The organism is Anaerobiospirillum sp. NML120511 (genome assembly GCF_023050955.1).
GTDB lineage: Bacteria > Pseudomonadota > Gammaproteobacteria > Enterobacterales > Succinivibrionaceae > Anaerobiospirillum.
Map to the genome: position 1 here is coordinate 14,644 of NZ_JALKIK010000026.1, position 21,378 is coordinate 36,021.

Genomic DNA, 21,378 nt, shown 5'->3' on the forward strand with positions numbered 1-21,378 from the left:
CAAAAAGACTTTTTATTATAAATTTTTGAGTTTGATGCAGCTGGTGCCACGGAGAGGCCTGTAGGCAAGAATGTGCTCTGCAGCAAGAGCTGCACATAGTATTACGGGGAGAGGGCCATTTAAGACGGGGGATAAAGTCGCTGATACACTGGACGGGAATTCGGCAACAATACACCTCTTTCCCGTTGGCCCTAAGATGAGCCTTCATTAAGTTAAGGCTGCTGTTGATTAAGCTTGCCTGGCTAAAAGCATAAGGAGGGTGTGCTGCTGCAGATTTAGCTGGCGGGAAAAGAGAAAGTTTGGGGTAGCTGGTGCTGCTTCCCAGCTTTATGCTTGTGCATTAAGCACATACATGGAAGATAAGGAGAGATATAGACTCTCCACCATACTGACCACACGCTGTGCGTGGGGAAGCCGATTCTATCTGTTTTATCTAAGGAGTTAGCTTTTATGGACCATAAAGTTAAAGATGAATACTATCGCATTTATAAGTTACATAAGCTTCATTACCAAAACTACTTTGGTGACGAATACTATAAAAATGAAGTCTATGTTCGCCTTGCTAAGGAAATCATGGACAGCTATGAACTTCCCGACATATTGAAAGAAACTCCTGCATATAAATCATTTCCGAACCAACTCTTTGATGACATGTTAAAAACAAATGTCAGAAATAAAGTCATGGGTAATTTATTTGTTCCTAAAGGTCTCTTCTTTAATGCGACGTTGGACTTGGTTGGTGAATACAAGAAAACCAACAAACTGGACAGCTTTATACTCAAAATAATGCCTGTCACTCGAGGAACAGAAAACTCTCCAAAGAAAGAAAAAATAGCAGCCGCGATTAGATCATGGGAGGCAATTTCTTCTAAATTAATACGTGAAACAACAAAAGACTATATGGTAGCCGTTTTTGGCAAAGATCTTAGCAAACCTTTTGAGAATATTGATCGTGATAGAGCTACCTCACAGATCGAAGAAGCAAAAAAGAATTTAAAGCATTTTTCTGAAGCTCTTCGAATCGCAGGACATTTCTCTACGCTTTTCGACCATGAACCATCAATTTCAACAGTTATTAATAACTTTATAGAGGTTCCAGACATGGAATCATTAAATAAAATAAAAGATTGCTTTGATAGTATTAATCCTGACACTTTTATAAACGGGTACTTCACCAGCTTTATGAATAATCCTTGCCCATTTGATGTTAGTAGGGTTAGCGATCAAAAATATCTTTCTATCCTGGAGACCACCCTGCAGCTAAATACTGATGATTTTTTTAATTCTCGGGCATACCAAAACTTAAATAAGATAACGGAACTATGTTTTAAGGACAATATTTATTATCAACACCCTTTGATACCGGAAGTATGGGAGCATAACAAAGATGCAATGAACAGAATCACAAGCAACATTGATAGCGCATGCCTCCCCGTAGAGTTAAAAAATTATATTCGCGAATTTGCAAAAAACCCCTCTCGAGAAGCTTTTGTGGATACTGCCTATTACATTGAATATAAGCTGGATAATAAACTGATCAAGGATAAAATCAAGAATTCATTGGATGATGATTATAGCTCTGTACCAGAGTACTGGGTTAAGTGTCATAAGGGTTTTAGCTCAGCTCTCCAAGTTTTATCTGCTTTCAAGAAGCTGGCTCAGTCAGATATGCGTGTATATGGAGCCATGGATGGTTTTTCCAATATAAATAAGGCCGAAAACGAAATAAGCACATCATATAGAGGTTTAAGGGATGAACTTACTTTATTAGCCCATGATCTTCCTGGCAGTCTTGAAAATCTTTTCAATAGTAATTTAAAGGACCCAAATGACTCCACAATATTTAGAAGCTTAGATGGATTCTTTGAGAGTTGCAACTCGGCCTTATTAAAGATCACGACTGGAAGAGAGGCTTCAGATATGAGTAAGGATTCATCTTTTGGCGATCTGGCAAAAGCTATTGTTAAATCACTCTCAGAAAAGAAGATAAAAACAAAGAATGTCACCCCTGAAAAGGATGAGGTTGCATTATGCTCTAAGGGAAGGTGATCTTTTCTTGACTGAATTGATTTTAGGCATAGCCTCATGAGAATAGACCTCTTTCCCGTAAGCCCTAAGATTATTAAGTTAAGGCTGCTGTTGATTAAGCTTGCCTGGCTAAAAGCATAAGGAGGATTGTGCCGGATTGGATGGTAAGCGGGAAAGAGTGTTACCAGGCGGTAGGTAGAGCCCCTTCATAAGGTGACAGAAGCTGCCGGAAAGTCGCCCTCCTTCCCGCAAGCTATGATTAGTCTCTTCGTAAGATCTACCAGGAATACCAGCAGCAGTGCAGAGGGGCACAACACGGCATTCTGCTGGCTACGCAATTAGACAAACTTAAACTCCGGTATAAGCGAGCAACAGTATTTCCCCCATGCACTCATCACTTTATTTCTTTCCATAACAAGAGTAGATCTGTCATAAGCTCCCCGTAATGGGTCGTTCCGTGAGTGAAGCAGGCAAATTTCTACTGCCTCCTGGTTAAACTTACTTAGATTACCCAGTTCATCACTCTTACTCCATGTCTTAAAAGTAGACCTTGCTGTTCCGTGCTGAGTTATTACCCTTGGCCTCCCAGCCTCATCAAGACAGTTTTTGTCTACAAAAGGTTCAAGACCTTTTCCTGTCTGGGCTTTATTCAAGTTAAGAATCAACGATCTGAAAGCATTGTCTGACAGACAGTTTTTATTGGTCTTCTGCTTGAAAACAAAGCTATCGCTATCAGCGCCATCTGCAAAGAACGACTTGTTAATGTGTTTTGCAAGCGCTACTGCTTGCGGAGAAAGAATAATAGTTCTTATTCTGTCCTTTACTTTTGACTTGTCGTTCTCAAGAGGTATGTGCCAAAGACAATTGTCAAGATCAAGCTGCTTCCATGTAAGCATCCTTACTGCTTGAGATCTTGCAGCAGTAAGTATCGAAAAAATAAAGCACATAGCTGATATTGAGCCATTCTCCCAAAGAACTTTGACGAAGTACGGTATCTGCTTAAAATCAAGACAGGGATTGTGCCCTGAACTTGCTTTCCTCTTCCTATAAGGAGCCATAAGAGTTTTTAAATGACTCTTAAACATAAGATCATCGTAGTAATTGTTCGCCGTTGCCCAGTCAATAAAGTTGATGATAAAGTTGTAGAGCTTGCTGCTTAGACTTGCGTGCTTTGACCAGATAGCGGAAATGCAATTATTAAAATCCGTAGCCTCAATAGTGCTAAGAATTGTAGATGGAGCTATCTTATTGAAGATGTGATTTTTAACCATTCCCTTTCTTTCAGAATAACCACGTCTATTGTTTTCAAAAGCCTGCATTGCTTCTAAATAGTCAAGATATTGGTATACAGCAGCTTCAATTGTTATTATTTTGCAGGTATTACTATTACTCTCTTTATTCTTCGCCTTAACAACATCATCATCAGCGTTGCTGGCAATACTTCTTACCTGATCTAATTGATACTGAGGATTTCTATTGCTTCTATTGGAAAAATATAGCTCTTGTCCATGAAGAGATTGCTCCATGCTTAGAATGTCGGTACGAAACCTTGCATGATTTACCTTCTGCAGGATCTTAGGATCCAAGCCCTTATCAAGACAGTCCTGGTATTTGTAAGCATCATCAATTGCCGTTTTTATATCTATATGATGAAAGTTACCGATTTTGATATAAGATTCTTTATTATCAAACTTGTATCGAAAAACATATGTTTTTCTTGCTCCTACAGAAGAGATTCTTATTGAAAGCCCAGATACATAACCAATGGCAAATGTCCCGCACTTATCCATATTTTTGATGTCTAAATACGAGAGTTCTGTAGCAATTTTTGGCATAATTGATTGACCTCTTCACTAACTGTGCTAATATACAACTTGACGCAGCACGTGAATCTAACATGCGCCTGACAGGCGCACGCCAAAAGCTTGATGCATCCGATACAAGTCAGGAAACATCTGTCTTTTCTCCGCGTTGAAAGCGCCTGGCGGGCGTATATATTACATGTTTGTAATTCTTTGATCATGAACTGTTCTCCTGGAATCAGCGGCACAGACAGGTGTCGCTCTAGCTCTTTTCCTTGGGGTAACTCTCAAAGAGTTTATGAAACATTTCAGATCATCTCGAAGAGATGGCATCATATCGTCAATAGAGATATACCCTTGAGAAAACATTATAACAACAAGGGATGTTTCTAAAGTTGGCTCCCGCTTAGAGTTAAATATTTTATCTAAATGACTCTTCTGGATCCCACAGCAGGCTGCCAATTTCTTTCTGGTAGGAACATCAAGTTCTTTATACCAGTTTGTGCATTTAATAACAACCATAATAACCCCTTTAACTCTGTTCCATGGTAGAATAGTGCCATCAAGGATAAACTTGGTTAAAGCTTTAGCAGATTATCCACTGTATAATAGTTTTTTTAAATAAAAAAGACTGATCTTTGTGATGAAGTTAAATTTCTTCTTAATATTCACAAATAAGTCAGTCTTTTTTTGGAAAAAAAAGGGATTTTATTATGGGCCGTCAATCGTGTATCCAGCACCACATCTGTGATTTACATGCGGTTTCCTGCATACCGTCCTTTCTGCTGTTCACCTTTTCGATATCCAACTGAGTATCCTTACCACCAGTTTACACAAAAGCAAGTATCCTCATCAAGACCATCATGTCAGCTTTGCGCTGCCCGCTGAGCGTCCCCCTGTTTATGGCGCCAACTGCGCTGCCCCTGAGCACAGCCAGCCAATCGACAAGCCAATAGGCCAGCGCCGCTCTTCCCTATCGGCCAGTCAGCTACTCACATTGTCATGTATTGCTTATCTGTATGAGACTGTACGGTAATAGATCATTCCTGTAAATAAGCTGACCGCATCCCTCTTCTGCCTCCTTACATGTCTGCACCTGGCAGCCGTTGCCCCGCAGACCATTCTCTTTCTTGCCGCCCGATCCCTGGTTGCTTATTTATTGTGGGAGCGAGCTGACTTATCTGCGTCTGGTGCGGCATAACGCTTAGGGTATGTCAGAGCCTGCACGAACATGGGCCAAAGCAGGGGCTGGATCGTCACTGCATGGAGTGTAGACAGGTGCTGGGATTTGGAGTGTGTCAAAGCAGCTTGTACATGTTAGCCGACGATCCGTGCATACGACCTGCCATCCGTTTATCTGTCCATAAGTCAATTCAGTTGGCCATACATGCAGCACTGTGGTAAGTCGTAAGGCCTGATGGGCCTAAAGTCGTTCGGCTGGCAGGGATAGTCCAGCTGTTTGTGTTGCCTCTTTATTTACAAGGTGTTCAGCTACATGAATGGGGCTGATATATAGATGAGCTAAATGGCCGGAGCCCGGGCTGATTGTTTACATTTATGTGGTTGTTCAGGGAAATGTCGGGCAGTGATGTAAACAAAATGTTGGCGTCTGGCAAAGGCCGGGTATTGCTGCAAACAAAAGGTTGGCGTCTGGCAAAGGCCGGGTATTGCTGCAAACAGAATGTTGGGGCTGGCAAAGGCAGGGTATTGCTGTAAACAGAATGTTGGCGTCTGGCAAAGGCAGAGTATTGCTGTAAACAGAGTGTTGTCAGCTGACGAAGTGCTGGAGTGATGTAAACAAAATGTTGGCGTCTGGCAAAGGCAGAGTATTGCTGTAAACAGAGTGTTGTCAGCTGACGAAGTGCTGTAGTGATGTAAACGGAGTGTTGGCAGCTGGCGAAGTGCTGTAGTGATGTAAACAGAGTGTTGGCAGCTGGCGAAGTGCTGTAGTGATGTAAACAGAGTGTTGGCAGCTGGCGAAGTGCTGTAGTGATGTAAACAGAATGTTGGCGTCTGGCAAAGACTGTTTGCAGTCAGAGGCAGGTCGATTTTGGGAATTCCCGTTATTCACCGGACTTCCATCCGATGTATGGAGTCAACGCCATGACCGGTGCTGCCCGTATTGACTGGCCATTGCCTGGTGGGAAGAGTGCGGGGAGTTTGAGGTGTGTGAGATATATAGGAATTGTTGAATGCTGTCAGGGGATGTAAACAGCATGTTGCGGATCGGTCCTGAGAACATGATTGTTCATCGACAGTTTTATGGCTTTAAATGGCTTATTCAGGGCAAAAGTGGTGTTTGGGGCTCATATTGATGAACATGGTGCAATATTTGGGGTGGGAGAGCTGTTTTTTCAGTAAAAATGTAGGGGCTGAATGTAAACGATGTAAATTTTTTTTACAGACAGGCTCAGCAGGATGAGCCAGTGGCAGGAGTCTGTAAATGGCTTATATTAGGGGGTTCTCTGTTATCCTGGTATTCAGGCAGTAATGGTTTTAAGACCATAGTTTTTGCCTGTTTATTTTTATTTTTATATCTCGTTTACACGCTTTCAGTGAATCTTAATACACATTATATATGTGCTTTTCTACAATGCACTCACTAGCTAAACGCTAACCAATGCTAGAGCAAATGAGGCCTTGGTGTTCATTTCTCACATGCTGTAAAGGGCTGCAGACTTCTAACTCAGTCTGAGCAGTCCGGCACCTGAGGGGCCTCTTTTTTCTTTAGCAGAGCTAGTTTGTCGTGAGCCTGCTTGCTGTCAGTGGTAACTGCTCTGTGCGTAGACTTTGCAGTCAAACTTCATGATGAGCGGCAGGACGTTCTTCAGCTCTCAGCTCGCGGCTTCCTTGTCATAGTACACCCTCCTGAACAAAAAATCTCATTTTTCCCTCAAAATTATTTATCTAGGCACTCGCCATCCATCCCTTATATACCTTTTTTTTCTTACACCTTTCCCATACAAATCGCATTGTTCAAAATGTGTCATTCTCATCTCTATATTTACAAATGTATCGTTTTGAGCTGCTGACGCAATTTTCCCTTCTGTATACATACATAAAGCGCGAAAGTGCCTGTTTCCTTCGGACCGTTCCTGGTTGCCTGCTCATGACAGGCTGTTCCCCACGGCGGACTGTTTGAGAGCCTGTTCAGTACAGTACATTCCAGATGCCATTATTGCGATACTCAACGGTTCACTGCCTCATCCATCCTGTTTATATTGTTTGCATCACGGTTACCTGAGCGGGACAGTCGTTGCCGTTGCCGTTGCCGTTGCCGTTGCCGTTGTCGTTGCCGTTGCCGCTGCCTGTGGTCTGTTTGCACAGATGTCTAAGGGCTCTCTGTTCCGGGCGGGAGGCGCTTGTTGCCCGGCTCAGAGCTGGTCTGTGGTTTAAGTGGGGTAAGCGGGCCGTCAGGTCATATGTTTTCATGGAGTGGAGTGTGTAAATACAGCGTTATCAGCTCGTGCTGTGATGTTCGCAGTCCCGGTGCTGATTGTGCTTAACAGGTACTGCCTTTACAGGGTATGTGGCTGACCTTATTATGTGGTCATAAGTATCCTTTGAGGCCGCAGTTAAGGCTCAAAAGGAGCAAAGTGTCAGGCCTGTCTCAGGTCTTTGCCTGACCTTGTCTGCCTGTAGTGGCCCTGTAAGGCCCGCCCATGCAGGCGCAGGGGCAACTCCCAATGACTGATTCCATGTCAGCTGCCGACGCTGGCGGTGCGGTCGCAGGGTATGATGGTCGTGTGCCCTGCGTGGCTGGGGCGGGCATGAAAGGTACGGATTTTTATACAGAGGTGATTATGTCATTCAGCAGCAGGAACAAACGCCCTCAGAACCTCGAGGAACTTAAGCTCAGAGAGCTTGAGCAGATGGAAGCCGGTGCTGTACGTCCTGCCGATATTGATGACTCTGATGACTTCCGCATTTCCGATATGGATGATGCCTACAGCTGCCTTATTCCGGCCGGCAATTTTGCAGGTCCGGCTGACCAAAAGGGAGCTGAGTGCGTGTCTGCCGGTCAGGGGATGAGTGATGGATCTGTCAATGGAGATGGTTCACAGGGCTCCATGAAAATGAGACGAGACAGGGCTGAGGCACTGTCAGACAGTGATAATGACTATGCTGGTGCCGGTAGTGATGATGCTGCGGGATATGGGGACGGGGGAGATGATTGCGGATCTGCAGACAGCGATGACTCCCAGGGGGCCAGCATCATGCCGCGCCGTAATGAGCGTGGCAAGCTCAAGATCTTCCTTGGTGCGGCACCGGGTGTAGGTAAGACCTTTGCCATGCTCTCTGAGGCTGCTGAAAAGAGCCGTCAGGGCGAAGATATTGTGATTGGCTGGATTGAAAATCAGAACAGAGCTGATATTTCCAGTCTGGTCAGCAATTTTGAAATCATCGAGCGCATGAAGGTCAGCGCCAACGGCTTTGCCTACGACAAGCTGGACATTGCACGTATTATCATGCGCCGTCCTGATACTGTGCTCGTTGATGTTATGCCTGTCACCAATCCGCCTTATTCTGTGCATAAAAAGCGCTGGCAGGATATAGATGAGCTGCTTGATGAGGGCATCAATGTCTACTCCACTCTCAATATTGAGAATCTGGACAGTATGAAGGATATTGTGTCCCGTGTTACCGGTATTGAGGTAGCTGAGACCGTTCCTGACAGCATTTTTGATCGTGCCGATGAAATCCGCCTTGTCGACTTTACTCCAGATGACCTCATTGACCGTCTTAACTCAGGCAAACTGACCATGACCGGGCCTCTGGAGAAAGCCCATCACAATTACTTCAAGAAGAGCAACCTCATTGCCCTGCGTGAGCTGACCATGCGAATTATGACCTCACGTGTGGACAGTGATGCCAAGCTCAGCCGCCATATAACAGCCCACTCATCAGTACGTGACACCAATTTCGGCCTGCTGCTGGTTCTTGAGTATGTAACTGACTTTGATGCCATACGTCAGGCTGCCCGTATTGCCCATACTCTTTCCGGAGGCTGGCACTGCATATGGGTTAAGAAAAATGAGCTGAGCTCACGTGAGCGCCTTGCCATCAATGAAATGCTTAACTTTGCCCAGTCACTTGGTGCTGTTACCGATACTGTAACCGGATCCTATGCTCAGGCTGTCAGTGGCTATGCCCGTTCGCATAATCTGTCCATTGTGGCCATTATTCCAGCGGGCAAGTGGCGTTTTTCCCGTGTGTCCCGCTCTCTCAAGGAAATTGCCCCTGAGCTGAGCATTCTTTCTCTGGCCTATCAGGTCAAGGTGCCCCCACTGCTGCACCGCTTTACCAGTATGTTCCGCCGCAGTGACGGCCGCAGTATGGGTATATGGCAGGTGCTGCTGGGCAATCTCGTTCTCACAGGCATATTCTACCCTCTGTATGGCATGGTACACCGTACCAACTTTGCCATGGGCTATATGCTGCTAAGCTTTTACTTCTCAGTACGCTACGGCACCATTGCAGCCTCGCTGTCGGCCTTTGTTTCCATCTTCTTCTTTGACCTGTGGATGGTAGAGCCACGCGGATCGCTCATTGCCCGTGATATTCAGTATTTCTGGTCATTCCTGGTAATACTGATTGTAAACATGGTTGCTGCCCGTCTTATTTCTCACCGCCAGGAAATGACCTTTGAGGCCAATATGCGTGAGCAGCAGACGCGCATGCTCTATGAAGCTGCCCGTAACATGGCCTCAGTAGTGGATGAACGTGCTGTATTCAATATCATGACCTCAACCATGCACTCCAATCTGGGCATTGAGTGTGAGTTCTGGAGCTACCATGAAAAGGATCAGACTCTTACCCGCCAGCAGGCCCGTCTTGATAATGTTGATGAGAAGGTAGTGCACTGGTGTCTGCAAAACAGAAAAGAGGCCGCATTGCTGCCTGATCTCAATTTTACCTGGCCTGGCAACGAAAGAGTGATGCCACCGCTGCGCGCTGACGACAACAATATTTACCTGCCTCTGGTCATTCCTACAGCTGTGTTGGGCGTGGCTGTGTTGCAGCTGCCGGTAAGAGAGCGCTGGTCGGATCCGGGCACTCAGCGTGTGATTCTGGCTCTGATGAGTCTTACCGCTCAGACACTGGAGCGTCTGAGCTCAGTGGAGGAGTCACGCCAGACATTGATGAATATGGAGGCGGCCCGTCTGCGTACCTCACTGCTGCAGTCTCTGTCTCATGATCTGCGTACTCCACTGACATCGCTTATGAACAATGCCGAGACTCTGCTTAACCGTATCCGCAAACAGGATATGACCGCAGCCGAGATGGAGGCCCGCGAGCTCGTGGACAGCTCCCAGCGGATTGTTACCCTGATGAGCAATCTAATTGAAATGGCCCGTCTGCAAAATGATTCGGTAACCCTCAAGAAGACCTGGATCCCGGCTGATGAGCTCATAGGCATGGCCAAGGCCACACTCAAGGACAGACTCAAGCGCTATGAGGTAAGCACAGCCATTGATCCTGAGTGTCCGCTGTTCTATGGCGATCCTGTACTGCTCGAGCGCGTGCTGGCCAATATCCTTGATAATGCCACCAAGTACTGCCCAGAGGGCTCAAAGATTGTCATCAGCGCAGCCCTCAAAGATGGCAGAGTGACCATGGCCATTTCAGACAATGGTCCGGGCCTGCCTGATGATGGCTCAGCCAGCAGGATCTTCGATCCTTTCAAACGTGGCCAGAAAGAAAGCCATGTAGCCGGTGTTGGTCTTGGTCTTGCCATTGTTAAGACCATTGCCAGTGTCCACGATGCTGAAATCACGGCATCACGCTCAGACATGGGCGGTGCCTGCTTTACCCTGGCTCTGCCATACGTGGCTCCTCCAGAGCTTGATGACGAGGATCTCATGCTCAAAAAGATTGAGGCCTCTGGTGATGCCGACATAGACAGCCCGCTCAGCAAAAAGCCATCAAAGACAGCAGCCTCAGTCCCTGCCACCACCGCCGCATCATCTGACGCTGCGGCAGCCGCTTCTGCCGGAGCAGCCAGTGATGTAATGAGCACCGATGACCCTGATGATGTTGCTCTTATGAGCATGAGCGCTACAGATGACCCGTCAGCTGCAGTCACAGATGTGCCATCTGAAGCTGCACAGGCTGCAGCCCGTGCCGCCCTTGAGGCCGCCGGTGGCGGCCCTCGCAAGAAAGGTAAGTGGGACGATATCATCATTGGTTAGGCAAAGACAGCGTCCCAGCAGGAATTCCGCCTTGCACTGCTCCATGCCTCCCTCAATGCATCCTGACATGCTTCCCGCCTTGCATTGACCAGATGCTGCCTGCACAGGAGCCTGTGCCCTGACCTTTGCTGTGCGCTGACGCTGCTTCTGCTGAAGCTGTATGGTCCCATAGCGGCACCGTCAGCAGCATCAATTGACGGGGCGTCCTGCCTCCATGCCTTAAGCACAGATGAAGCTCTATGCCATAAGTAAAGCATGAAAGATACATGATCTGAACAGGCGTGAGGTATAAGACATCCAGGCGCCATCCATGCGCCTGGCATGCGACAGATCTGCACGGCACTGCATACTGAAAACTGCAGGGCTGATGAAAGCAGGGCCGGGCTTTGTGCCGTAAAGTTGAATTTCTCTGTGAAATAGCCGTGTAAGTGCTGCTGGTCGGGGCGTACAGTGTGATGAGCTTTGAGAATTAGGCCTTAAAAGTGTTTTGTCGGTGCAGGCGGCTTTAACAAAAGTCGACTGACGTGATACATTACAGGGGCTGCACCAGCATAGCCCGTGAGGCCGGAGCTGCTGTGGCGTGATTAATCTACTGCTCAGGAGACAGGCTTATGAGCGCTACTATTCTGGTTATTGAAGATGAAGAGCATATTCTCAAGACTTTATACACCGTGCTTACGGACGAGGGATATACAGTCTACACTGCCAGTACCCTTAAACAGGGCAATATAGAAGCGGCTACCCGCACCCCTGATCTGGTAGTTCTCGATCTTGGTCTTCCTGATGGCGATGGTCTCTTTTTAATCAAGGAGCTGCGCAATTACTCCATGGTGCCTATTATCGTGCTCTCCGCCCGCTCTGATGAGCAGCAGAAGGTGCAGGCCCTGGACAGCGGCGCTGATGATTATGTAACCAAGCCTTTTGGTATTTCCGAGCTGCTGGGCCGTATCCGCGTACAGATGCGCCGTCAGACCATACTCAAGGAGCATACCGACAATTCCATTATCAACCTGGGCACCAACGTAACTGTTGATACCGTTAAGATGATCGTTACCAAGAACGATCAGATGGTGCACCTGACCAAGATTGAAATGCGCCTGCTTACAGCAATGATTGCCGAGAGCAACAAGGTACTGACCCAGCGCTACCTTATGCAGCGCGTCTGGGGCGCCGAATATGTAGAGCACCCTCACTATCTGCGCATTTACATGGGCCGTCTGCGCGCCAAGCTCGAAGATGATCCATCCACACCGGCCATTCTTATCACCGAAACAGGTGTAGGCTACCGCCTGGTCATCAACTGATAACAGCCCAGGACCCTGCAAATTACCTGACCATGCCAGGCCTGCACAGCAGACCTGCAAAGCAGGTCATGCCTGGCAAAGGCACGCTGTGTCTATCCACAGAGCGATCCTGTACCGGCACAAGACCAGTGCAGAAACTGCAGTATGGCAGTACCTGATTGATCAAGACAGAGTCGCATGATAGCGAGCAGCAACTGTGTCAGATTGAGTGAATACATGGCAGGCCTGATGAGAGTGGAGGCGCCAGTGATCCTGACAGCATGGCGCAGGACAGATAACCGCCCGGCATATGCCGGGTTCATTTTTATGGCAGTTGCCGCCGTGGGATTACCTGATATGTTCAGGTTGCCCGGCTGCACAGCAACAGTATTCAGGGATTTATTAAGATGGAAGATTATCGTCCCATCATGCTCAATGGCTCATATATGGTAGCCCTCTATGCCGTGGCCTATATCAGTGCCCCGCTTACTCCCCAGAGCATACTTGAATATGCAGTGCTCGCTGTCGCCTCAGCCTGGCTGCTCTATGGCATGATGCTGCTTCATAAGGAAAAGCGCCGTCCATCAGCCGTATTCTTTGGTGCCATTGCCCTTATTCCATGGGCCTTTTACGGCGAGCTCATGTATATCAATGCCAACAAGGAAGGCATTGAGCCAGAGATCTTTGAAAGCAATCTCAAGCACGCCGTAATGGTCTACCAGAGCTTTAAATACATGATTATGGCCTGCGCCGCCGGTGCGGCAGTCAAGGGCATGTGGAACGCCCTGCGCAACTTCGGCTCCACCAGGTGACCCAGGCCCGGCACCCAGACCTGTGAGCCGCAGCGCCAACATACAGGGAAGTGCCATGATGTGCCATGAAGTAACTTAAGCAGCTGAAGCATCACACAGCAGCTGAATCATAACGCAGTAGCTGAATCATCACGCAGTAGCAAGAAGCAGCTGAAGCTGCACGCAGTAGCATGAAGCAGCTGCAGCAGCACGCAATAGCATGAATGATCCGTGCTGCATTACAAAAGGCATTGCATGGCACAGCGTGACAATGCAGTGTGTGACAGGAAAAACGCGGCTGGGAATAGTCCGGAAGCATCATCAGCTCACCAGGACAGGCTGCAGCTGACATGACTTACCTTGATAGCCAGTAACATAAGACAAAGAAGGCAGGAATATTCCTGCCTTTGCTTTATCTGCAGCATGTAAAGTGAAGAAGCAGCTGCAGTGCTTTTGCTGATTCTGATGCAGATGGAGAGACATATGCTCTTGTGGAGTCAACCGCGTCGTCAGCTGATACAGGGCTCCATTTAAGCCATCTGGCAGACTCCAGTCAGCTTACAGGCAAGTTTGGTCAACGGCAGGGCTTAATGAGAGCAGGCTACTGCGCAGCAAAGGCCGCTGGAGTGCATTTCTGCCGCAGCGAGTGACCGTACAGGACCCTGGACGAATGACAACGCAGGATGCTGACAGTGATGAACGTCGTTTGAATGTCGTGATGAATGGCAAAGTATGAGTCTGTCTATCCTCGCCTGTAACTGCACAGCAATGCATGATCTTATCAGGAGAATCAGGTGTACAGTGGTGTGAGAGCGTGTACTACGTCGTTATGCTGGGAGCTGAATATAGAGCAACTGCAGGGGATATTACAGCGCGATGCTATACAGATCAATGCTGTATAGCGCAATGCAGTATAGCTTAATGCGATGTGTTCAGTGCTATGTTTCTTTGCAATGTGTTTTATAAAGTGAAAAGCCCGCTTTCTTTACTTTCAGGAAGCGGTCTTTTCTCCGTAAGCAATGAAGATCTTATGCCATCAGGAACAGTGGGCATGATAGAAATGACAAACATCATAGTCAGTGCATGGAGTGACAAACAATATTGCCAAGTCATGACAGAGGTTATAGCACATGTTCACGGCTGTAAAGCCCATGGAACTTACGGCAAATCATTCATACAGATGCTAAGCGTAATGTTCATACGCTCAGATTACGGGGATGCCGCTCATACTCAAACATCATAGTCAGCGGCCTGAATATCCATCTTGGAGTAATGTCAAAACTGTATTGGCATCACCGTACCATGCAGGCTGGTGCAGACGTGGCTATCTGTACAAGTGGCTGCCTGCAAGTCAGTCAGTCTGCCAGCCAGTCAGTCAGTCAGTTAGTCTGCCTGCCAGTCAGCAAGTCAGCCTGACTTGCTTTATGTCAGGGCTTTAAGGAAATAATCGTATCACTTTCTAAAACTATAAGTGAAGTACTGATTTATATGCACACACAGTCATGCATGCACTACTGGATGTATGAATTTTCAATGTATGCATTTTCTGATTTATTCGGTATTTTCGCCATCGAAGCGGTGAGACCATGCATGGCTGGAGTGGTGGATAATTGCTTCTTGGCGGACGGGGCGGCTTTTAAACGGTTTTATCTTCAACCGGGTTGCCTCTTTGAATATGGAGCAAAGAAAAAGGCCACCTGCATCACGCCTTAAGCGTGGCACAGATGGCCTTTTATTCAGTTACGCAGTTTTACAACGGGATAATCCCGGCCCTCAGGCTTACGCACTTAGGGCAGCGCAGAGGCATGCTCCATGGCTGGTCTGAGATCAGAGCTGCTTTGTGCAGTGCTTGCCGTTACCGTACAAAGGCTGCTGATTCCTGACTGTCAGGGGAGTCCCCGGCTGCACAGTAAAACTCCTGATATTGGTCAGACAGAGATAAACTAAATATTTTGTAAAGTATTATCCTGCCTGACCTTAGGGTCTGCAGCTTAAGCTGCAGATATCAGGTTAATTAGAATACGTAACGTACGGTAGCATTGGCACCAAAGTCGGTGACATTGGAAGAACCGGTGTAGTTCAGACCAATGCCCATGCCGAGGTTGCCAGACTGGGCGGCAACACCAGCAGAGGTGCTCCAGGTGAAGCCGTCGAGGATCTCGGAGGTAAGATCAGCTGACAGGTTGGAGCCGCTCCAGGAAGCGGTGCCCTTGCTTTCCTTGTCGCCGAAGTTACCGGTCAGGGTTACGTCAAAGACTGGCCTGATGGTCCAGGTCTCGGTGGCGTATTCCTTACCGATGGTTACACCGACAGGGATGGAGATGATGTTCATGTCTTCGGCATCGTAATCAACAGCAGAGCCGTTATCCAGAGCTACAGTGTAGTCGCCCAGGGTCAGACGGGTGAAGCGCAGACCGGCGTGTGGGCTTACCTCAACACCGCTGAACTCAAGGTCGTACTGACCGGTTACGCCTACAGCCAGAGCCTTGCTGTCCATGGAAGCAGACATCTTGCCCAGGTCGTAGTTGGCCTCAACATCGTTGTCAGTGCTGGTCCAGGTGACATCAGCAGTAACAGTGAATGCATCCATGGTGTAGCCAGCGTAAGCGCCGAAGCCGTAGTAGTCAAAGTCGTTCTTGACTGCAGAGCCGACACCCTGACCATCAGCAGAACCGGAACCTACATGGAACATCATACCGGCGGAGAGATTTGGCATTACAGCGAAGTCTGCACCCAGAGCTACGCCGAACAGATCCATATCAACACCGTAGGTAGCACCGTCAGCATTGAAGCTGTCGGACTCGGAGTTTCTGTAGGTTGGGGTTACCCACAGGGCAGAACCTGCACCGTTGGCAGCGGAGGTTACAGCACCGGCTACGCCCATACCCATGCGGGCAGCAATGGCGTCAGAGGCGGTGTTGTTGGCCTTGTAAGCGCTTAAGGAAGCACCGCCAAGGTCAGCTAAACGTGCAGCAGCCTCAGCCTCAACACCAGTGCTGGAGTTGCCCAGTACGTAGTTGAGAACGCTGTTGTCAGCGGCCTGGTAGACATTACCCTGCTCGTCAGCAACGAAGTTCAGGGAACGGGTCCTGGCATTGTACAGACCAGCCTCTTCGAGCTTCTTGTTCAGCAGAGCCTCTGACATCTGAGTGTCAGCCTTGCCATCAGCACCCTTGGCGTATACCTTGCCATCCTGAGCAACAAAGTCGCTTACCAGAGCACCGCGAACCTGACCCTTTTCAGCCTCGGTAGCGGCATCAGCGTTTACATAGCCGTTAGCGTAGGCAAAGAGGGACTGACGAACTGGCTCGGAGATGGAGCTGAAGCGCTGAGCAGCTGCATTACTGTCAAACTTCAGGGTAATACCATCCTGAACCTCACCGGCAACAAGCTCACCACGGTACAGACCGTTGATGGTCTCAACAGCCAGAGCGGCCTTACCATCAGCAGCTGCTTCAGCAGCGTCACCGATCTGGAGAGTCACCTTGGCATCAGGTGCAGCGCCGTCAAAGAGGTCCAGCTTCTTGTTTACAGAGAAGCCCTTACCTGCCAGCAGAATGCGGGCAGAAGTATCGGCAGCCTTAATGGTAGCGTCGGTAGCACCCAGGGTAATGGCAGCCTTGTCAGAGCCAATGGCATCCAGGTGAACAGCCAGAGCGGAGTTCTTGCCAAGGTATACGGAGTTGGAGCCGTAAGCGGTCTGAGCAGCGTTTTCCTTGTAGCTCTTGTTGTCAACAGCGCTGTCAACAACAATGCTGGAGCCGCTGTCGATCTTTACGGAGCCGTTGACGAAAGCAACAGCGCTTACCTCAGAGGCAGTGCCAGTAGCCTCACGCAGAGAGCCATTCTCGTCAAAGTACTTGCCGAAGGTAGAAACAACCTCATCCTTGCTGCCAGAACCGATAGCAATGATGGAGTTCTTCAGAGCGTAGACCTTACCGTTGATAACGCCGGCATTGAAACCGCTCTTGGTGCCGTCAGCCTGCTCGGCTGTACCGAAGGCCTTAACAGCAACGATGGAAGAAGCAGTACCGTAGTCAGGATCGGCAACAATCTCACCGCCCTTGAGGTCAACACGGCCTACAGTAATGAAGCCGGAGGTACCCTCAACAGCTGGAGTCTGACCCTCAGCCTTAACAGCAGCAGAACCGGCCATGATTACAGAGCCGCTGCCAGCGGTCAGAACATCAGCAGTAAAGTCAGCGCCACCCTTGACGTTCAGGGTCTTGCCTGCACTCAGGGAAACCTCAGTAGCAGCAGTCTGACCACCGGATACAGTGGCTGTATCAGCAAAGCTGGTCTTGCCCAGTGCATTGGTCTTACCGGAGAGGGTAACTTCCCTGGTGAAGGAAGACTCGCCTAACTTGAGGTTGCCGGAAAGTGCAGCCTCGTCACCGAAGGTAGCCTTGTTGGCCTCGATGGAACCTGCATAGTCGATCTTGCCAGCTTCAGAGCCGTTGCCCTCAACCTTGAGAACGTCAACCTTGAGGTTGCCAGCCTTCTCAGCGGTGGAGGTCAGCATGCCGATAGTGGCAGTGCCGGACTTGACGGTCAGATCACGGTTTAAGGTAAGCTCGCCGGCCTTGAAGTCCTTGGCAACAACGGTGTTACCGTCGATGCTTACGGAGCCCTTTTCAGCCTTGAGTCCCTCAAGCTCGGTGACGGCATCGCCAGAGGCATTGATAGCCAGCTCAGAGCCGGAACCCAGGGTCAGAACACCTGCCTTACCGCCGTTGTTCAGAGCCAGAACAGAGTTGGCCTCAACGGTAATACCCATGGCCTTGCCGCCGCTGCCAACAGTAAAGATCTTGTCATTGCCAACAGTAGCAGCATTGTTCAGGGAGGTGTTCTTATCTACCTTGAAAGCACCAGTAGCAGTTGGGCAGTTGAAAGAACCCCAGTGACCGGTTACAACAGAGCCGCTGATGCCGGTAAGCTGAGCATTCTTGTACTCATCATTGGTGATGTTAGGCAGAACATCAGCATAGTCAGCAGCGCTGCCGCTCCATGAAACTACGCTGTTGCCGCTCTCATCCTTCTCAACCTTAAGAGCCTCGATATTACCGGAGCCCAGGTTGATAACACCCTTGAAAGCGTCAGGGGTAGCAAGGATTTCCTGCTTGAGGGACTTCAGACCATCCTTGTTGAAGATCTTGTCTTCACCAAACTGGAAGGTAATCTCTGAGCCCTGAGCTGCAGTAATTGCGTTCTGAGCAATAACAGAATCATTTACCTGAACACCGGTGATGCTGGAGCCGCTCTTGGTGAAGATAAAGACACCATCGCCGCTTGCTGCATCGGTGTACTCGCTGTTGGCAATGTTGGAGCCAAAGGTGAGCTTACCGCCGCTGGACAGGTTTACAGAGCTGGCAGCCAGCTGCAGGCCGTTAATTGCCTTGCCGCCGTCCTTGTCAGTATTGCTGTTACCGTTGATGGTCATGGAGCCGCTTACTTCAAGAGCGGATCCAGAAGCACTCAGGGTAGTAGTGTTTACATCAGCATTGGCGTAAACAGTGGTCTTGCCACCAGCCAGGTCCATTGAGGCGGTCTTCAGGGAAACAGCCAGGTCCTTGCCGTCCTTATCCTTGAGGGCAGCAGCGTTACCTACGGTAGCAGCACCGGCGCTTACCTTAAGACCAGCAAGGTTCCAGGAACCGGCCTGAACATTCAGAGCACCGTCAGTCTTAACCTCAAGAGCAGCATCTACAGCGCCGCCTTCGGTATTGTCAGTAGACCATGCACCCTTGGCGTCCTGCTTGAGGTTACCCAGGTTCAGGGCAGCCTTTGAGTCAATGGCAAAGCCAGCAGAGGTACCGCCTTCCAGACCACTGACTACAGTGTAGGTGCCAGACTTCAGAGTAACAGGATCTGTATCCTGCAGTGAGTCGGCCTTGTTAACGATAATGTTGTTGGCAGTGATAACAGCCTTGGTTGCCTGGTCAGCACCAAGATCGATACCGGCTGCTTCTACATTGCTAATGGTAAGAGCGCCATCAACAGACAGAGAGCCGCTGGTGCCAAGCTTAATACCACGGTTTGCGTTCTTAAATACACCTGCCTTGAGCTCAGTGTCGCCAACTACCTCAAGCGCGCCACCCTTGGACTTGATGTCAAAGATTGCGCCTTTTGTGTCTGCAGTTGTCATCAGATGCTGGAGATCTTTGCTCTGAATGCGGATGGTTGCACCGTCTGCAGTCAGGGTGACCTTTTGCTGGCTTCCTGTAACAAGAGCAGGGTCTGCATAAACAACTTCGGCCTTGGTGAGGTCGAGTACGGAGCCCTTTCCGCTGACCTTAACAGCGTCATTAGCCTCAGTCTTGTGGTCAAGAATCAGCTTTGAGCCTGCAGCGAGAGTCAGGGTTGAGGATGAAGCTGTTGTGCTGGAACCTGCAACATCAGCATTCTTAACCTCGAGGCTGCCACCGGAAACGGTGATATCGCCAGATGCAGTGTAGTCACCACCGTTGACTACGATGGAGCCACCGGTCTTGAGGAGAGCCTTGCCGGTGATTTTGCCGGTCTCTGCCTTTACTACGTTGTTTACAGCAGCTTCTGTGCTCAGAGCCTGGAGGGTGATGCTCTTGTCAAGCTCAAAAGCATCAGTAGAGGCCAGAGTCAGGTTCTTAGCCTGAGCTGACTTAACACCAAGACCAGTCTTGAAAGTTGAGTCCTTGCCAATGGTTAAGGTGTCATTTGCCTTGATGATAGTATTGGTGGCAGTGCCGGCCAGAGCGGCAGAAACAAGCATATTGTCAGCTGCAATGGTGCCACCATCAGCAAAGTTAAGGCTGCCTGCTTCATCAGTGCCGTTCTTAAACTTCAGTCCGCCTATGTCTACGGAAGTGGCTTCACCTTCTGGCTTTAAGAATATGGTGCTCTTAGCGGTAACATTAACAGTGCCTTTATTTCCAGAAAGGAAAGAGGACAGCTGTGTCTTGGTTGCCTTGAGTGTGGAAACATTATCGCCAGAGCCAATAACGATCTTAGCTTTATCAGCAGTAGGAGTCTTAATGACTACCTTTTCACCAAGATCAATAGTGCCCTTTGCAAGGGTAAGTAAACCAGCTTTATCTGCTGTATCAGCGCCTTCGATAGTAAGGTTGCCGGACTGAATGGTCAGCAGGCCTTCATTCTTGTCATTGGTTGCAGGGAGATCTGCAAGCTCAACAGTTGCTCTTGCGCCGCTTGTAGTGCCAGCCTTAACAGTAATGTTCAGGTCGTCTGAAGAACCCCAGGTCTTTAAAGTACCAGCGTTTTCTGCAGTGAAAAGAACAGTACCACCAGTACCGTTGAGCTGACCCTCAACTACAGCAGATCCGGCATTGGTTTTACCGGAAATGGTAATAGAGCCACTCTTACCAAGGTTGATTACAGCGGCTGAGCTGCCTAAAACTGCAGATTTTGTTACATCAGTCTGGGTTGCATCGCCAACAATGATGTTGGAAGCCTTGGTTCCGGACATGCCGATGTTGATGGTGTCAGCAGACAGAGAAGCTTTGTGAGCGCTATTGCTGACCTTGATAGTACCGCCGTTAAGGTTCACCTCAGATAGAAGTATAGAGAGATTACCACCGGAGGCATCTAAAAGCAGGCCGTTAGCTGCATTTGTGGTCTCTTCTAATGTAAGAGTACCAGTACCGGTCAGGCCAAGGTCTGCGGTTTTAGACTTGATGAAGTTTGCAGTAAGGTTTTTGGTATCACCTTTAATAGTAACTACACGGTCCCACTTAGCGCCAGTGCCGCTGCCTTCAACGGCGAGTTTGGCTGAGTCACCATTAAGCTCAACTGCATCGCCAGATGCCAGATCGGTGAGCTTGCTGATAGTTGTTGCAGCCTGAGCCTGGGCGGCGGCGAGGCCGGCGGTCAGGATGACGGCAGTTGCAAGACCCTTGACGTAGGCGTTCTTGTAGATTGCGCGATACTGAGCCATCAGGAATTTGATGGCGTTGTTGGAAAGTTTCATGTTTCGTTTTTCGCTTGGATAATTTGAATCCCGACCAGGCAGGCAGCTGTCCCAGAAATGCATGGTGCCAGTCTTGACATATACTCCTGTGCAGCTGTTGTAGCAGTGCTCAGGCAGGTATTGAAGAACTCCCGGGTTTACAGATCCAGGGGCGGCAGGTAAGCATGTTCTGTTTTCGTGATGAAACAGGTACTAAATGAAAATCACGGGCTGCCGGACTGAGAATTGATGGGTCCGGCTGGCCTGGCTGACAGATTCTAACGTTTTTCGTTCAGGTCGTTATGACCACGGGCTGTCATGGACGGCTAAAGCGTAGAT

9 protein-coding genes are annotated in these 21,378 nt (G+C 48.8%); 6 read left to right on the forward strand and 3 right to left on the reverse strand.

Translation table 11 applies throughout. From position 1 onward, the window contains the following. Positions 1–450: 450 nt before the first annotated feature. The gene (locus MXE39_RS08285) at positions 451–2,049 is read left to right on the forward strand and encodes a hypothetical protein (protein ID WP_247073964.1); all 1,599 of its coding nucleotides are present in this window, start codon (positions 451–453) and stop codon (positions 2,047–2,049) included. Between the two features lie 317 nt (positions 2,050–2,366). Here the strand turns inward: MXE39_RS08285 and MXE39_RS08290 are convergent, their stop codons facing one another. Next, positions 2,367–3,863, reverse strand: coding sequence for an integrase family protein (locus MXE39_RS08290; protein WP_247073966.1), 1,497 nt, complete (start codon positions 3,861–3,863; stop codon positions 2,367–2,369). Positions 3,864–4,025: 162 nt separating this feature from the next. Then, positions 4,026–4,352, reverse strand: a complete 327-nt coding sequence (locus MXE39_RS08295) for a helix-turn-helix transcriptional regulator (protein WP_247073968.1) — start codon at positions 4,350–4,352, stop codon at positions 4,026–4,028. Positions 4,353–7,633: 3,281 nt separating this feature from the next. Between MXE39_RS08295 and MXE39_RS08300 the strand changes: the two genes are divergently transcribed. The 5 genes from MXE39_RS08300 to MXE39_RS08320 all read left to right on the forward strand — a co-directional run bounded on the left by MXE39_RS08300 (position 7,634) and on the right by MXE39_RS08320 (position 14,810). Then, positions 7,634–11,023, forward strand: a complete 3,390-nt coding sequence (locus MXE39_RS08300; RefSeq protein WP_246978419.1) for an ATP-binding protein — start codon at positions 7,634–7,636, stop codon at positions 11,021–11,023. Positions 11,024–11,634: 611 nt separating this feature from the next. After that, complete coding sequence (locus tag MXE39_RS08305) at positions 11,635–12,327, forward strand: response regulator (protein WP_246978417.1); 693 nt, start codon at positions 11,635–11,637, stop codon at positions 12,325–12,327. 386 nt (positions 12,328–12,713) lie between these two features. Next, complete coding sequence (locus MXE39_RS08310; RefSeq protein WP_246978416.1) at positions 12,714–13,118, forward strand: hypothetical protein; 405 nt, start codon at positions 12,714–12,716, stop codon at positions 13,116–13,118. Positions 13,119–14,037: 919 nt separating this feature from the next. Next, complete coding sequence (locus MXE39_RS08315; protein WP_247073970.1) at positions 14,038–14,340, forward strand: hypothetical protein; 303 nt, start codon at positions 14,038–14,040, stop codon at positions 14,338–14,340. A 263-nt stretch (positions 14,341–14,603) separates the two neighbouring features. After that, positions 14,604–14,810 carry a hypothetical protein gene (locus MXE39_RS08320; protein ID WP_247073972.1) on the forward strand — a complete coding sequence of 69 codons (207 nt, stop codon included), beginning with the start codon at positions 14,604–14,606 and terminating at the stop codon, positions 14,808–14,810. A 301-nt stretch (positions 14,811–15,111) separates the two neighbouring features. On the opposite strand, the gene MXE39_RS08325 is transcribed toward MXE39_RS08320, so the two are convergent. Next, positions 15,112–21,060, reverse strand: a complete 5,949-nt coding sequence (locus tag MXE39_RS08325) for an autotransporter outer membrane beta-barrel domain-containing protein (protein ID WP_246978414.1) — start codon at positions 21,058–21,060, stop codon at positions 15,112–15,114. Between the last annotated feature and the right edge of the window lie 318 nt (positions 21,061–21,378).

What these genes read in the sequence shown, in the direction of transcription:
- MXE39_RS08285 (WP_247073964.1), top strand. Translation starts at nt 451, where the DNA reads ATGGACCATAAAGTTAAAGATGAATACTATCGCATTTATAAGTTACAT.
- MXE39_RS08290 (WP_247073966.1), bottom strand. Translation starts at nt 3,863, where the DNA reads ATGCCAAAAATTGCTACAGAACTCTCGTATTTAGACATCAAAAATATG.
- MXE39_RS08295 (WP_247073968.1), bottom strand. Translation starts at nt 4,352, where the DNA reads ATGGTTGTTATTAAATGCACAAACTGGTATAAAGAACTTGATGTTCCT.
- MXE39_RS08300 (WP_246978419.1), top strand. Translation starts at nt 7,634, where the DNA reads ATGTCATTCAGCAGCAGGAACAAACGCCCTCAGAACCTCGAGGAACTT.
- MXE39_RS08305 (WP_246978417.1), top strand. Translation starts at nt 11,635, where the DNA reads ATGAGCGCTACTATTCTGGTTATTGAAGATGAAGAGCATATTCTCAAG.
- MXE39_RS08310 (WP_246978416.1), top strand. Translation starts at nt 12,714, where the DNA reads ATGGAAGATTATCGTCCCATCATGCTCAATGGCTCATATATGGTAGCC.
- MXE39_RS08315 (WP_247073970.1), top strand. Translation starts at nt 14,038, where the DNA reads ATGTTTCTTTGCAATGTGTTTTATAAAGTGAAAAGCCCGCTTTCTTTA.
- MXE39_RS08320 (WP_247073972.1), top strand. Translation starts at nt 14,604, where the DNA reads ATGCACTACTGGATGTATGAATTTTCAATGTATGCATTTTCTGATTTA.
- MXE39_RS08325 (WP_246978414.1), bottom strand. Translation starts at nt 21,060, where the DNA reads ATGAAACTTTCCAACAACGCCATCAAATTCCTGATGGCTCAGTATCGC.